This window comes from Aeromonas sp. FDAARGOS 1411, assembly GCF_019047125.1.
GTDB classification, from domain to species: domain Bacteria; phylum Pseudomonadota; class Gammaproteobacteria; order Enterobacterales; family Aeromonadaceae; genus Aeromonas; species Aeromonas veronii.
In genome coordinates, this window is the sequence record NZ_CP077214.1 from 4287956 (window position 1) to 4301780 (window position 13825).

12 protein-coding genes are annotated in these 13825 nt (G+C 58.5%); 9 read left to right on the forward strand and 3 right to left on the reverse strand.

The window, feature by feature from the left end; genetic code table 11:
• Positions 1-73 precede the first annotated feature (73 nt).
• Complete coding sequence (mltC, locus tag I6L41_RS19540) at positions 74-1177, forward strand: membrane-bound lytic murein transglycosylase MltC (protein ID WP_005354839.1); 1104 nt, start codon at positions 74-76, stop codon at positions 1175-1177.
• An 85-nt stretch (positions 1178-1262) separates the two neighbouring features.
• Here mltC and I6L41_RS19545 read toward each other — a convergent pair whose 3' ends face one another.
• Positions 1263-1649, reverse strand: a complete 387-nt coding sequence (locus I6L41_RS19545; protein WP_005335826.1) for a YgiW/YdeI family stress tolerance OB fold protein — start codon at positions 1647-1649, stop codon at positions 1263-1265.
• Between the two features lie 254 nt (positions 1650-1903).
• On the opposite strand from I6L41_RS19545, the gene I6L41_RS19550 reads away from it, so the two are divergent.
• Complete coding sequence (locus I6L41_RS19550) at positions 1904-2941, forward strand: SGNH/GDSL hydrolase family protein (protein WP_216960782.1); 1038 nt, start codon at positions 1904-1906, stop codon at positions 2939-2941.
• A gap of 266 nt (positions 2942-3207) precedes the next feature.
• The gene (gene ompA, locus I6L41_RS19555) at positions 3208-4245 is read left to right on the forward strand and encodes a porin OmpA (protein ID WP_005335824.1); all 1038 of its coding nucleotides are present in this window, start codon (positions 3208-3210) and stop codon (positions 4243-4245) included.
• Between the two features lie 131 nt (positions 4246-4376).
• Here the strand turns inward: ompA and I6L41_RS19560 are convergent, their stop codons facing one another.
• Positions 4377-5399, reverse strand: coding sequence for a GGDEF domain-containing protein (locus I6L41_RS19560; protein WP_019445736.1), 1023 nt, complete (start codon positions 5397-5399; stop codon positions 4377-4379).
• 134 nt (positions 5400-5533) lie between these two features.
• On the opposite strand from I6L41_RS19560, the gene rnr reads away from it, so the two are divergent.
• From rnr to I6L41_RS19580, 4 genes are read left to right on the forward strand one after another with little or no spacing between them, the layout of a single operon-like run.
• Positions 5534-7927, forward strand: coding sequence for a ribonuclease R (gene rnr, locus I6L41_RS19565; RefSeq protein ID WP_005354835.1), 2394 nt, complete (start codon positions 5534-5536; stop codon positions 7925-7927).
• Positions 7924-8673 (forward strand): 23S rRNA (guanosine(2251)-2'-O)-methyltransferase RlmB, encoded by a 750-nt coding sequence (gene rlmB, locus I6L41_RS19570; protein ID WP_005354834.1) that lies wholly within the window; start codon positions 7924-7926, stop codon positions 8671-8673. Before rnr ends, rlmB begins: the two co-directional genes overlap by 4 nt.
• A gap of 2 nt (positions 8674-8675) precedes the next feature.
• A complete protein-coding gene (locus I6L41_RS19575; protein WP_005363028.1) occupies positions 8676-9248 on the forward strand; it encodes a Crp/Fnr family transcriptional regulator in 573 nt (190 codons plus the stop codon).
• Between the two features lie 56 nt (positions 9249-9304).
• A complete protein-coding gene (locus I6L41_RS19580; RefSeq protein ID WP_069530022.1) occupies positions 9305-9760 on the forward strand; it encodes a GNAT family N-acetyltransferase in 456 nt (151 codons plus the stop codon).
• A 72-nt stretch (positions 9761-9832) separates the two neighbouring features.
• Here the strand turns inward: I6L41_RS19580 and srmB are convergent, their stop codons facing one another.
• A complete protein-coding gene (gene srmB, locus I6L41_RS19585; RefSeq protein WP_216960785.1) occupies positions 9833-11056 on the reverse strand; it encodes an ATP-dependent RNA helicase SrmB in 1224 nt (407 codons plus the stop codon).
• Between the two features lie 119 nt (positions 11057-11175).
• Here srmB and I6L41_RS19590 point away from each other — a divergent pair, with 119 nt between their 5' ends.
• Positions 11176-11886, forward strand: a complete 711-nt coding sequence (locus tag I6L41_RS19590; protein WP_216960788.1) for a tRNA1(Val) (adenine(37)-N6)-methyltransferase — start codon at positions 11176-11178, stop codon at positions 11884-11886.
• Between the two features lie 191 nt (positions 11887-12077).
• Positions 12078-13382, forward strand: coding sequence for a branched-chain amino acid transport system II carrier protein (brnQ, locus tag I6L41_RS19595; RefSeq protein ID WP_040067130.1), 1305 nt, complete (start codon positions 12078-12080; stop codon positions 13380-13382).
• Positions 13383-13825 lie beyond the last annotated feature (443 nt).

The following is a 13825-nucleotide window of genomic DNA, read 5'->3' on the forward strand; positions in this document are numbered from 1 at the left end:
ACACTGGCGTGACCGCTCCTGAAGTCGCAGCAAATGAATGATGGGCAGCTCTGCTGCCCGGTTTGAGGATCCTATGGGCCGAATTTTTTGGCTGCTGTGCACCCTGCTGTTTCTCTCTGCCTGCTCATCTTCCCCCAAGCCCAGCGGGAGTGAGGATGACGATCTGGTCAACGGCAAGGACATCCGCGGTTTTGAACACATGATCAGCGCGCTCTCCCATAACGTAAACGAGATATGGGGGCGGGAGGCGCTGTTTGCGGGCAAGTTTGACTACGTCAAATACACGGATCAGTACAAGAGCCGGGCCCACATCGACTTCTCCAGCGGCCACATCATGGTGGAGACGGTCTCGGGCATCGATCCCCGCGCTCACCTGCGTCGCGCCATTATCGAGACCCTTCTGACGCCGGACGATCCAGCCGAAGTGGATCTTTACTCCGACCGGGAAATTCTGACCGGCGGCGAGCCCTTCCTCTACGGTCAGGTGCTGGACAATCAGCGCCAGCCAATCCGCGCCTCCTGGCGCGCCGAGCGTTATGCCGATTACCTGCTCAACACGGCGATGAAGAAGCGCACTCTGGGGATTCGCACCATCTTCTTCGTCGATATTCCCATGGTGGCCAACCATGAAGATCGACGGGGCTACAAGTATGCGGGGATCATCCGGGAAGCGTCGCGCAAATACGGCGTGCCGGAGAGCCTGATCTATGCGGTGATCAAGACCGAGAGCAGCTTCAACCCCTATGCGGTGAGCCATGCCAACGCTTATGGCCTGATGCAGGTGATCCCGGCTACCGCCGGTCGTGACGTCTATGTGCGGGTCAAGGGCAAGAACGGCCAGCCAACCCGGGAGGAGCTGTTCAACCCGGCCTACAATATCGATGTTGGTACCGCCTATCTGCACCTGTTGCAGACCGTCTATCTGGCGGATATTCAGGATCCGCGCTCCCGTCGCTATGCGGTGATCTCCGCCTATAACGGTGGCGCGGGCGGGGTGCTCAATACCTTCTCCAGCGATCGCAAGGCGGCGCCGGGTCGGATCAACCGGCTCTCCCCCGAGGCGGTCTATCAGGTGTTGACCGAGCAACATCCCAAAGAGGAGGCGCGCCGTTACCTCTACAAGGTCAATCAGGCCGAGAAGGGGTTCAAGAGAGCCTTTGCCAGTCGGGCCGGTTAAGCGGTGACGCCGGGTTAACCATGCAAAAGGGCGCTTGATATCAAGCGCCCTTTTAACGTCTGGCCAGTTCGTCGTTGAAGTGGCCTTATTTGGCGATAAAGCCGCCCTTGGTCTGCGGGGCCGCGCCCACTTTCTCCAGGGTTTTCACTTCCACTTCGGTCTTGTTCCAGCTGTGGTCCACTTCACCACGGATGCGGATCTGATCATCCGGGCCCACTTCAGTGCCACGCCACACATCCTGATCCACTTCGACCTCCACCTCACCGCTGGCATCGCGGAACAGATAGTTCTCGCCGCCCAGGTGCTTGACCAGTTTCCCTTCCAGGGTGGCCCAGCTGTCATCAGCCAGATCTTTCAGTTGAGCAACGGAAACCTTGTTCTGCTCTTGCGGGCCGGTATAGGCCGCCATGGCAAAAGAGGAGACAGACATCAGGGTCAACAGTCCGATTACGCTTGCGCTTGCCTTGTTCATTTCATACTCCTGTCGTTGGTATGGGGGCATTGTGCCGGGAGGGGCGTGAAACAAGCGTGAAAGAAATAGGCTGGTGTGATTGTCTGTTTTGTGAGCGCAAGCGATTTCATCGGTGGCGGAACATGTGTGATTTCATCTGGAACTGTAATCTGTCGCCTTCACCAGAAGTCAGTGGCAGCAGACTCTTCCCATGCCTGTCGCCACTCGAGGAGAAGTCCGCAGGTCTCACCTGCTTAATCGAAGAGTATAACAATATGAAAAAATGGCTTGTTTGTTTATTGGGGTTAATGGCATTGACCGCGCAAGCGGCAGAGGGACGCCAACCTTTTTCCCGGGTCGTGATGTTTGGTGACAGCCTCTCCGACACCGGCAAGATGTACAAAAAGATGCGGGGGTATCTCCCCTCCAGCCCACCTTACTTCAACGGGCGCTTCAGCAACGGCCCGGTGTGGCTGGAGCAGTTGGGTGACGAGCGTTTTCCCGGTCTGGTCGTGGCCAACGAGGCGGAAGGCGGTGCGACCGCGGTGGCCTATAACCATCTGGGCGCCCTGAATGGCTGGCTCGGTTTCTGGTCCTGGGATCCCAAATATCAGGTGATCAACAACCTCGATTACGAGATCGATCAGTTCCTGAAAAAGGACAAGTTCCGCCCCGATGATCTGGTGGTGATCTGGGTCGGTGCCAACGACTATCTGGCTTATGGCTGGAACACCGAGCGGGATGCGGATCGGGTGATCGATACCATCCGGCTGGCATCCAACCGGTTGGTGCTCAACGGCGCGCAGCAGATCCTGCTGTTCAACATTCCTGATCTGGGGCAGACCCCGTCAGCCCGCAGCATGAAGGTGGTGGAGAAGGTGCGCCATGTGGCCAGTTACCACAACCAGAAGTTGCAGAACCTCACTCGAGAGCTGGCTCCCCTTGGCATCGTGAAGCTGTTCGAAGTGGACAAGCAGTTTGACGAGATGATGCGCGATCCCCAGCTGTTCGGGCTGAGTGACACAGAACACGCCTGCTACGGTGGCGGCTATACGTGGAAGCCGTTCTCCGGCAGCGCCGCCGAGGTGGCTGCGACCCCGGCTTTGAGTGTCTCCGAAAGAGTGGCTATTGCCGGTAACCCGATCCTGGCGCAGGCGGTGGTGAGCGGGCAGGCAAAAGGGCGAGCTGCGACTCTTAACTGCGATGAGCATATGTTCTGGGATCAGGTGCATCCGACCAAGACGGTGCACAAGGTACTGAGCCTGCGTGTTGCTGACTTTATCGATCAGCACTACGAGTTTGTTCGTCACTGATATCGCTTCGGGCCAGCATGTTGCTGGCCTTTTTTCCCCTTTCAACCCTCATCTGTGCGTCTTTTTGCGTCACATCCAGTTCAAATAACAAACGTTTGTTGCTGTTTTTGTAACGTGGTTGCGTTAGAGTGTTTTTTGTTAATTGATATCAGTGACTTGAAAATAGGCTAACGTTGATATGCTGCGATCGCTTTTGGGTGGTTGCACCTATAAGACGAGGTGATATCAATCAACCTCCTCCTACATAAAGTTGCAGAGGCTCAAACATGAAAAAATCATTGATTACCTTGCTGGTTACCGGCTTGCTGGCGGCCAATGCCCAGGCTGCCGGTCAAGACAACACCTGGTATGGCGGTGCCAAACTGGGTTGGTCCAACTTCTACGGCATTGATGAAAGCAATGCCCTGACCCTTGGCAATGAGACCAACGATGCCTTGGGTGCAGGCGTGTTTGGCGGTTATCAGATCAACAAGAATCTGGGACTGGAGCTGGGTTACGATTATCTGGGCAATTACAAATACGATGCCACTACGGCGGCAGGCGCTTTCAGTGATGAAGTAAAAGCACAGCTGGCTCAACTGACCCTGAAACTGGGCTTCCCGGTTACCGATAATCTGGATCTGTATGGTCGTGTCGGTGGCGGTTATGGCTGGGCTGATACCAAGAGCGATGTCTACAAAGATGACAGCCGCTTTGTCATGGTCGGTGCACTGGGTGCCGAGTATGCGTTCAATCTCGACTGGGCCGCTCGCCTGGAGTACCAGTACACCACCCCGTATGGCAGCCGCGATGATACCGGTCTGAGAATGGATAACGGCCTGCTCTCACTGGCAGCGGTTTATCGCTTTGGTCAGGTTGCCCCTGTGGCGCCCGCCCCGGCTCCGGAACCTGCTCCTGCACCTGTGATGGTTGAGAAGCAGTTCACCTTGAGCTCCGATGTGCTGTTTGACTTCAACAAGGCGACCCTCAAGCCAGAGGCCAGTCAGGCACTGGATAGCCTCTATAGCCAGATTGAAGAAGCACGACCCAAGGATGGCGTGGCAACCGTAATTGGTCACACCGACCGTATCGGTTCCGATGCCTACAACCAGAAGCTCTCCGAGCAGCGTGCCCAGACCGTTGCCAACTATCTGGTTGGTAAAGGGATCCCGGCCGCCAAGATCAATGTGGAAGGGCGTGGTAAATCCTCACCGGTTACCGGCGACAGCTGCGTCAGCAAGTCCAAGCGTGAGCTGATCGTCTGCCTGGCTCCGGATCGCCGTGTTGATGTGAAAGTCGAAGGTGTCAGCGAGGTGCAGGAGTAATCCTTCACACTGAGCAGGTTTCCAATGGGGCTGGAATGAACAGCCCCTGTCGGAGCAAGAGAGACCAAAAAGCCAGTCAGTTGATCTGACTGGCTTTTTACATTGGCATTGCGGTCGGGCAGGGTACTAAATCAGGAAGGGAGCGGCATCACCCGGTTGCGCCCCAGCTCCTTGGCCTTGTAGAGCAGCTTGTCGGTACGTTCGACCAGACAGTCTGCACTCTCCTGACCGTTGAACTCACCCACGCCAAACGAGGCTGTGATGTGGTCGATGCGGCGGCCTGATTTGCGATCCAGAATCGACATCCGCTCGATGGCGCGGCGCATGCTTTCCGCCATCTGTCTGGCCAGCGCCAGCGAGCGATGGGGGACCAGCATGGCGAACTCCTCCCCACCCAGCCGATAGGCGGTGACCCCCTCCTTGCAGGCGTCGCGCAGCCGTTTGCTGAAGGCGCGCAGTACCTGATCGCCGAGCAGGTGCCCATATTCGTCGTTGAAGTTCTTGAAGCGATCGATATCGGCGAGGATCAGCGAGAAGGGGTGCTGGCTGCGGATCAATCCTTCCAGCTCCAGATCGAAGGCGCGGCGGTTGAGCAGGTTGGTGAGGGCATCCTCGTTGGCCAGTTTGCGTGTCTCGTTGAGCGCCGCCCGCAGCTCCTTGATCTCTTTCTCCGCATTGCTGAGCTGGTTGCGAAAGTGCATGGTGGACATGCGCACATCCCGCGATTCGCGCACCAGCTCCCGCAGGATCCCCATGGTGTCTTCCAGGCTGAAGCCCTCGTCATCAATGCGGCTGAGCTTGTCAAAACTCTTGTCGAGCATCTCCTGAAACATGCCGGTATCGGAGATGGCGTCCTGCATGGAGTGGCCGAGCTCGTTGGCCATGGCGGCGAGGCTCAGTTTCATCGCCTCCATCTGCTTCTCGTCCTGAGCGGCCAGATACTGGTGATAGAGTCGCTCGCAGGTGGTGAGCGAGCAGGTTCCCTGCATTTTGACTGCCTGATCGATCGCCTGGTTGAGCTCGGGCATGCTGGCCGAGACATAGTTGTACCACAGGTGGTAATTGTCCGGCGTCGTGGGGATCTGGTACTTGATCATCAAAGGAACCGCCTGTTTGAGATAGGCGGCGGATTGGGCAAATGTGTCCTTACTCATGAGTTCTGTGTCTCATCATGCCAGCGAACTGAAGATAGTATGACAGAGAGATTGGCCAAAAGGCAGCCGATGGATGCCATTCGCCCCCCCCTCCGATATAATGGCACCGTTACCACCTACCCTAAGGCCTGCTTATGTCTCAAAAAGATCCTTTCCTCGAACGCGAGGCCGAAAAATACGATAACCCCATCGCCAGTCGCGAGTTGATCCTGGAACTCATCAAGGGCCATGAAAAGCCCATGTCCCGTGAAGAGTTGGCCAAGGTCCTCAAGCTGAAAGATGAAGAGCCGTTGGAAGCCTTGCGTCGTCGTCTGCGCGCCATGGAGCGTGATGGACAACTGGTATTCACTCGCAACCAATGTTATGCCCTGCCGGATCGCCTGAATCTGGTCAAAGGTTATGTAATCGGCCACAAGGATGGCTTCGGTTTTCTGCGTCCGGAAGGTGGTGGTCCGGATCTGTATCTGAACAACCGAGAGATGCAACGCCTGATGCATGGCGATTACGTGCTGGTGCAGCCGACCGAGATCGACCGCAAGGGGCGTCAGGAAGCGCGTCTGGTGCGCCTGCTCAAGTCCCGTGAGGCAGACATTGTCGGCCGTTACTTCGTCGAGAATGGCGTTGGTTTCGTGGTGCCGGATGACAGCCGTATCGGCCAGGACATCATCATCCCGGAAGGGGAAAACAAAGGGGCTCGCCAGAGCCAGGTCGTGGTTGTGCGCATTAACCAGCGCGCCACCTCCCGCATCAATGCCGTCGGCACCGTACTGGAAGTGCTGGGCGAGAATATGGCGCCGGGCATGGAGATCGAAATTGCCCTGCGTACCCACGGCATTCCGCACACCTGGCCGGAAGAGGTGACCAAAGAGGTTGCCGGTCTCGGCGAGCAGGTGCCGGAGAAAGCCAAAGAGGGCCGCATCGACCTGCGCGCTCTGCCGCTGGTGACCATCGACGGGGAAGATGCCCGCGACTTCGATGACGCCGTCTTCTGTGAAGCCAAGCGTGGTGGCGGCTGGCGTCTGTGGGTTGCCATTGCGGACGTCTCCGCTTACGTGAAGCCCGGCACGGCGCTGGATGCCGAAGCGTATCAGCGCGGCAACTCCGTTTACTTCCCCGAGTTCGTGGTGCCCATGCTGCCTGAGGTGCTCTCCAACGGCCTCTGCTCGCTCAACCCGCAAGTTGACCGTCTCTGCATGGTGTGCGAGATGACCATCTCCGCCGCTGGCCGCATGTCCGGCTACAAGTTCTACGAAGCGGTAATGAACTCTCACGCCCGTCTGACCTACACCAAGGTTGCCGCGATCCTCGATGGCGATCCCAAGCTGCGCCAGCAGTATGATCCGCTGGTGGGCCATATCGAGGAGCTCAACAACCTCTACAAGGCGCTCAAGCATGCCCGTCACCAGCGCGGTGCGGTGGAGTTCGAGAGCGAGGAGACCCGCTTCATCTTCAACGCACAGCGCAAGATCGACCGCATCGTGCCACTGGTGCGCAACGATGCCCACAAGATCATCGAAGAGTGCATGATCCAGGCGAACGTGGCTGCTGCCCGTTACATCGAGAAGAACGAAGCCTTTGCCCTGTTCCGGGTACACGATCGTCCTGGCGAAGAGCGTCTGACCGGTTTCCGCGACTTCCTGGCCGAACTGGGTCTGGAGCTCAAGGGCGGTCTCGAGCCCGAGCCGAAAGACTTTGCCGAGCTGGCTGCCAAGTTTGAAGGGCGCCCGGATGCGGAGCTTCTCTCCACCATGCTGCTGCGCTCCATGCGTCAGGCCATCTATCAGGCTGACAACATCGGTCACTTCGGTCTGGCGTTGAAGTCCTACGCCCACTTCACCTCGCCAATCCGTCGCTATCCCGACCTGATCCTGCACCGGGCGATCAAGTACCAGACTGCCAAGGAACAGCAGGGCAACCTGCGCCACAAGTGGACCCCGAGCGGTGGTTATCACTACCAGCTGGAAGAAGTGGACCCGATGGGCGAGCACTGCTCCATGACCGAGCGCCGTGCCGACGATGCCACTCGCGACGTGGCCGACTGGCTCAAGTGCGAGTACATGCTGGATCACGTGGGTGACGAGTTTGACGGCGTCATCGCCAGCGTCACCGGCTTTGGTTTCTTCGTCCGTTTGGCGGAGATCCATATCGATGGTCTGGTGCACGTCAGCACCCTCACCAACGACTACTACCAGTTTGATCCCCTGCACATGCAGCTGATTGGCGAGAACTTCCGCCGTCGCTACCGTCTGGGCGACAAGGTGCGGGTCAAGGTGATGGGCGTGAACTTGGATGATCGCAAGATCGACTTCGTGATGGTGGAAGAGCCGCTCAAGGCTACCGGCAAGAACGCCAAAGAGATGGCGCGCAAGCAGGCCGAGATCAAGAAAGAGAAGGCCAAGAGTGCCCAGCGCCACGAAAAACGTAAAGAGGGCAAGGATCACGGCAAATCCGACAAGGGTGGCCGCGCCAAACCGAGCAACAGACGACCGAGCAAAAAGGCTCGCGATAAGGCCAAGAGCACTAAATGAGTACTGAACTGATCTACGGCATTCACGCTGTCACCGCGCTGCTGGAGCGCACCCCGGAGCGTTTCATCGAGGTATGGGCGCTGAAGGGGCGGGATGACGACCGGCTACAACCCCTGCTGACCGAGCTGGAGTCCCTCGGCCTCAAGGTGCAGAGCGTGAATCGCAAGACCCTTGATGACAAAGCGGAAGGCAACAATCACCAGGGCATCATGGCCCGGGTGAAAGAGGCGCCCAAGCTCGCCGAGCACGATCTGGCCAGCCTGCTGGATGAGCTGGCGGCACAACAGAGCCAGCCATTCCTGCTGGTGTTGGATGGCGTGACCGACCCGCACAACCTCGGCGCCTGCCTGCGCAGCGCCGATGCCGCCGGGGCTCATGCTGTCATCGTGCCGCGGGACAAGGCCACCGGCCTCACCCCAATCGTGCGCAAGGTTGCCTGTGGCGCCGCTGAAGTGGTGCCGCTTATTCAGGTCACCAACCTGGCCCGCACCCTGCGCGAGCTGCAGGAGCGCGGCGTCTGGATCGTCGGCACCGCTGGCGAGGCCGATCACGACCTCTATCAGGCCAAACTGACCGGCCCGATGGCGCTGGTGATGGGTGCCGAGGGTAAGGGGATGCGTCGCCTGACCCGCGAACATTGCGACGAGCTGGTGAGCATCCCGATGGCGGGGGCGGTATCCAGCCTCAACGTCTCGGTGGCAACCGGCGTTTGCCTGTTTGAAGCCGTGCGTCAGCGTCGCGGTTAATCATGCTGACTGACAGACCCCCCTTCGATTGGGCGCAGGTCGCAGATAAAGAGGAGGCCGCGCGCCTCCTCTCTTTTGCCCGCCCGCTGACCCTCAGCCCGAAAAGCTGCCTCTGGCACGCCGGTGACAGCCCGGATCTGCTGGTCAGGGTGGAGCAGGGGCTGCTGCGGGCCAAGCTGGTGCTGGAGGATGGCCGCGAGTACATCAAGGAGTTCTATTGGGAGGGGGACGAGTTTCTCGACTTTCACCACCTGCTCAGTGGCGATCCGGCCCGCTACAGCGTGGAGGCGCTGGAACCCTGCCATCTGCAGCTGTTCAGTCTGGCCGACTTGCGCCAGCTGCCCGGCTGGCCGCGCTGGTACCAGCACCTGCTGGAGGTGCAGCTGCGCATCAAGGAGGAGAAGGAGCAGTTGCTGCTGACAGGCAGCCCGCAGGCGCGCTATCAGCACTTTCTCGACAGTTTTCCTGCACTCGATGCCAGAGTGCCAGACCACCAGATTGCCGCCTATCTCGGTATCACTCCCATTAGCCTGAGCCGCATTCGCAAACGGCTGAAAGAACTTAACAAAGGTTAATGCAGGGCGCTGGTGCCGCGATTATGCTGGCAGGCCGAACTGATAAGGAGTTGCCGATGAACTGGATCCTGAAACCCTGGTCTGAACTGACCACTGACGAGTTGTATGAGTTGCTGGCGCTGCGGGCCGAGGTGTTCGTGGTGGAGCAGACCTGCCCCTTTCAGGATCTGGACGGGCTCGATCGCCGCGAAGGGGTCTGGCACCTGCTCGGCTATCAGGGCGATCTGTTGGCCGCCTATGCGCGGATCATGGCGCCCGGCATCGGCGACGAGAGCGGTTCTGCCATCGGTCGGGTGGTGACCTCACCCAAGGCGCGCGGCGGCGGTCTCGGTCACCAGCTGATCAGCGAGGCGGTCAAGGCGTGCGAGGCGCGCTGGCCGACCCACAGCATTTGGCTGGGGGCGCAGGCCCATCTGCAAGGCTTCTATGGCCAGCACGGTTTTGTGGCGGAAGGGGAAGGCTATCTCGAAGATGATATCCCCCATATGGGGATGCGCAGAGTGGTGGCATAACCACTCGTCAGAGTGATTCAGAATGCAGAAGGGCCATCCCGCGGGATGGCCCTTCTCTTTATCGCCAGGCGATCACTTCTTCTTTTTCTTTTTGGCGGACTTCTTCTTGTCGACCGGCTTTTTCTTCTTCACCGGTACCCGCGCTTCCTTGTGTTTCGGGCGCAGCTCGTCGATCACCCGGCGCTTGAGGCGCTCCTCGGTGTAGCGCTCGATCTTGGCGACCATCGCCATGTCGTGGGCTTCCACCAGGCTGATGGCACAGCCACGGTTGCCAGCGCGGCCAGTACGGCCGATCCGGTGGACGTAGACATCGGCGCCGTAGGGCATGTCGTAGTTGATGACATGGCTGACGTTCGGCAGGTCGATGCCGCGGGCGGCGACGTCGGTGGCGATCAGGAAGGGTACTTCCCCTTCGTGGAACTTGCGGATCGACTCGATACGCTTGCTCTGCTCCATTTCGCCACGGATCCAGGCGCAGGAGATACCTGCCGCCTGCAGCTGGCCGGAGAGCTCCGCCAGACGCTCGCGAGTCTTGACGAAGATGATCGCCTTCTGGGTTTCCGGATCTTTCAGGATATGGGTCAGCAGCGCCAGCTTGTGGGCGGCGTCATCAGCCAGATGGATCCACTGGGTGATGGGGCGACGCTCGCTGCGGGGCGGCTCGGCGTGCAGCTCCACCGGATCCTTGAGGATCTCGTTGGCGAACTTCTCAAGGCCGGCCCCTTCCAGGGTGGCGGAGAAGAGCATGGTGTGCTTGCGGTAGCGCGCCTCTTCCACAATGCGGTTCACATCCTTGATGAAGCCCATGTCCAGCATGCGGTCCGCTTCATCCAGCACCAGCACTTCGATGTCGTGGCTCTCGAACTCCTCTTTCTCGATGTACTCGAGCAGACGGCCCGGGGTGGCGACCACGATGTCGGTGGTCTTGGTCAGAGCAGGCAACTGCTCTTCATGGCTGACGCCGCCGATGATGGTCTCGATGCTGAGGTTGGTGTGAGCCGCCAGCGCCTTGGCGTGGGTGGTCACCTGCAGCGCCAACTCGCGGGTCGGGGTCAGGATCAGCATGCGGCAGGGGCCCGGCTTGCGGCGCGGGAAGTCCAGCAGGTGCTGGAGTGCCGGCAGCAGGAAAGAGGCGGTCTTGCCGGTACCGGTCGGTGCGGATGCCAGAATATCGCGGCCGTCCAGGGCTGGCTCCAGCACCATCTGCTGGATGGTGGTGGGGCGGGTGAATCCCATCTCGGCCAAGGCCCGGTTGAGGGCTGGGTGCAGGTCGAAATCATCAAAGGACTGGCTCATGGCAATACTCGGTCATTAAGGAAACGGCAGATTATAGGCGATTATCTCGTCGGCTCCTATTGGTGAGTGTGTCTTAGCCGCTATAATCGCCCACCATTTTTGCAGATGACGGGGGCCAGATGGGACGTAGTCGCGGATTTACCTTCAAACAGTTCCATATCAATCACGATCGCTGCGCCATGAAGGTGGGCACCGATGGCATTTTGCTCGGTGCCTGGGCGCCGGTCGAACAGGCGCGTCGAGTGCTCGATATCGGCACCGGCAGCGGCCTGATCGCCCTGATGCTGGCCCAACGCAGCAGATCTGACTGCCGTCTTGATGCGGTCGAGCTGGATATTAATGCGGCCAGTCAGGCGCGGGAGAATGCGGCTGCCTCTCCCTGGGCCGATCGGGTGACCGTCATAGAGAGTGCCATTCAGGATTATCAGGCCGCCCCTTACGATCTTGTCGTCTCCAACCCTCCCTATTTCGTGGCAGGCCAGTCATTTAGCGATCCGGCGCGGGCGTTGGCCCGCCATACCGGCGCCCTCGACAGCCCCGCATTACTGGCGGCCTGCGATCGTTTGCTGAGCCCGAACGGGCAGGTGGCGCTGGTGCTGCCGACGGCGATGGCCGATGAAATTTTATGCATTTCGGCGAATTATGATCTGCATGGCATTTGTTATACAGCTGTTATCACCAGAGAGGGTAAAGAGGCAAATCGTGTTTTATTGCTACTTGGCAGAGGATTAAACAGGTGTGAGAGGGGTGAAATTGTGATCCATTCTGCTGATGGGGCCTATTCCGACAGATATATCCAACTGACCAACCCCTTCTATTTTAAGATGTAAATTTCGTCTTGAACTATTTTTTCACGCCATTATGCTGGTTCCAGATCGAGCGCCCGCTCCAGACCAGCTAAAACCACTGGTTGCGATGAAAAAACATGCGGGGCTCTTTTTTTATACCCCCTGAACACACCCGGTCAGCGACCGATAAAAACTATAACAAGCAATAATTTACAAGACAGACGAGGTTGAACTTGACGAAATCACTCACATTGTCCGATGTACTCGGATTAGGGTTTATGACCTTCGCCTTCTATCTGGGCGCCGGTAACATCATTTTCCCGCCGTTGGCCGGTTACATGGCTGGTGAGCACCTCTCCCTGGCGATGTTTGGCTTCCTGGTTACTGCCGTGGGCCTGCCTCTGGTGACCATTCTGGCCGTGGCGAAAGCCGGTAACGGCTGGGCTGGCATGACCAAGCTGCTGCCTGCCGGTGTCGCGACTGCGCTGGCTGTTGCCATCTATATCATCATAGGCCCGGCCTTTGCCGCGCCCCGTACCGGTCTGGTTGCATACGAGATGGGCCTCAAGCCGTTCATCGGTGACATGGGTCAGGTTGGTCTTGCTGCCTATACCGTGATCTTCTTTGGTGTGGCCATTCTGGTCTCCATGAACCAGGGCAAGCTGATGGACGCCATCGGCAAATACCTGACTCCGGTACTGATGCTGCTGCTGCTGACTCTGGCGATCGGGGTATTTGTTGCGCCGCAAGGCTCCATGCCTGATGCGTCCGGTGACTATCAGAACAGCCCCTTCGTCAAAGGGATCCTGGAAGGCTACAACACCATGGACACCCTGGCGTCCCTGATGTTTGGCGCCCTGATCGTCGATCTGCTGCGCCAGAAAGGCATCAACGATTACAAGAGCCAGTTCAAGTATCTGGCCATTGCCGGCCTCATCTCTGCCGTTGGTCTGAGCGTGGTGTACGTATCCCTGTTCCAGCTGGGCAACACTGCCGCCGGTGTGGCGACCGATGTCAGCAACGGTGGCGCCATCGTCAACGCCTACGTACTGAGCCTGTTTGGTCAGCCGGGTCAGTTCATTCTGGCGGCCATCATCACTCTGGCTTGCTTCACCACTGCCGTGGGCCTGATCTCTGCCTGTTCCGATTTCTTCCACAATCTGACCGGCATGGCTTACAAGAAGCTGGTGGTGTTGCTGGGCGTTATCTGTGCCGTGGTGGCCAACGTGGGCCTGAGCCAGTTGATCAGCCTCTCCATTCCGGTGCTGGTTGCCATCTATCCCGTTGCCGTGGCGCTGGTGCTGGTCACCTTCCTGAAGGGTTACTTCGGCCGTCCCCGTCTGGTGTTCCGTGGCGTGTTGATGGTTGCCTTCCTGTTCGGTTGCCTGGATGGTCTGGGTGCTGCCGGTATGAAGATGGATGCGTTTGCCTTCCTGCCGCTGTTCGACAAGGGCCTCGCCTGGCTGATGCCGACCCTGCTGGCCTGCGTAGTTGGCGTGATGGTGCGTCCGACCGAGATGGCTGCCGAAGCTGCCTGATCACACCCGATCTGATATTGCCAAGAGCCTGCCCCGTGCAGGCTCTTTTGTTTTCTGTGAGCCTAGCTTCTCGCCTCGTTTTGCACTGCCGTAATTGTCACTGTACACAGATTGCATCTGAGCAGCCGTATTTTGCTGCTATAACCGGTTTCCCCCTTCTCACCTCCCATACGCCAGGTGTGACACCTTTTTATGGAGCGCTGAGTTGTTCGGCGATTAATTCCACAGCGGTAAATTGTTTCAAGATATTAATTGGTGATTGAGATCGAACTCCTCTTCTTTATGCTAAAGGTGGTGCGCCTCATCCGGTCCGCGGGCCGTGTGGGGGCGAGAGGTATTGTTACCGGTTATCTGCCAGGCAGTGGGTGCAATCAATAACAAGCTGATAAGGCAGATGAGGTTGAGTTTGACGAAATCATTGAAGTTGTCCGACGTATTCGGAT

Bases quoted from the DNA above. Each gene is read 5' to 3' on its own strand.
- I6L41_RS19590 (WP_216960788.1), top strand. From the start codon at position 11,176: ATGGGACGTAGTCGCGGATTTACCTTCAAACAGTTCCATATCAATCAC.
- I6L41_RS19560 (WP_019445736.1), bottom strand. From the start codon at position 5,399: ATGAGTAAGGACACATTTGCCCAATCCGCCGCCTATCTCAAACAGGCG.
- ompA (WP_005335824.1), top strand. From the start codon at position 3,208: ATGAAAAAATCATTGATTACCTTGCTGGTTACCGGCTTGCTGGCGGCC.
- rnr (WP_005354835.1), top strand. From the start codon at position 5,534: ATGTCTCAAAAAGATCCTTTCCTCGAACGCGAGGCCGAAAAATACGAT.
- mltC (WP_005354839.1), top strand. From the start codon at position 74: ATGGGCCGAATTTTTTGGCTGCTGTGCACCCTGCTGTTTCTCTCTGCC.
- rlmB (WP_005354834.1), top strand. From the start codon at position 7,924: ATGAGTACTGAACTGATCTACGGCATTCACGCTGTCACCGCGCTGCTG.
- srmB (WP_216960785.1), bottom strand. From the start codon at position 11,056: ATGAGCCAGTCCTTTGATGATTTCGACCTGCACCCAGCCCTCAACCGG.
- I6L41_RS19575 (WP_005363028.1), top strand. From the start codon at position 8,676: ATGCTGACTGACAGACCCCCCTTCGATTGGGCGCAGGTCGCAGATAAA.
- I6L41_RS19545 (WP_005335826.1), bottom strand. From the start codon at position 1,649: ATGAACAAGGCAAGCGCAAGCGTAATCGGACTGTTGACCCTGATGTCT.
- I6L41_RS19550 (WP_216960782.1), top strand. From the start codon at position 1,904: ATGAAAAAATGGCTTGTTTGTTTATTGGGGTTAATGGCATTGACCGCG.
- I6L41_RS19580 (WP_069530022.1), top strand. From the start codon at position 9,305: ATGAACTGGATCCTGAAACCCTGGTCTGAACTGACCACTGACGAGTTG.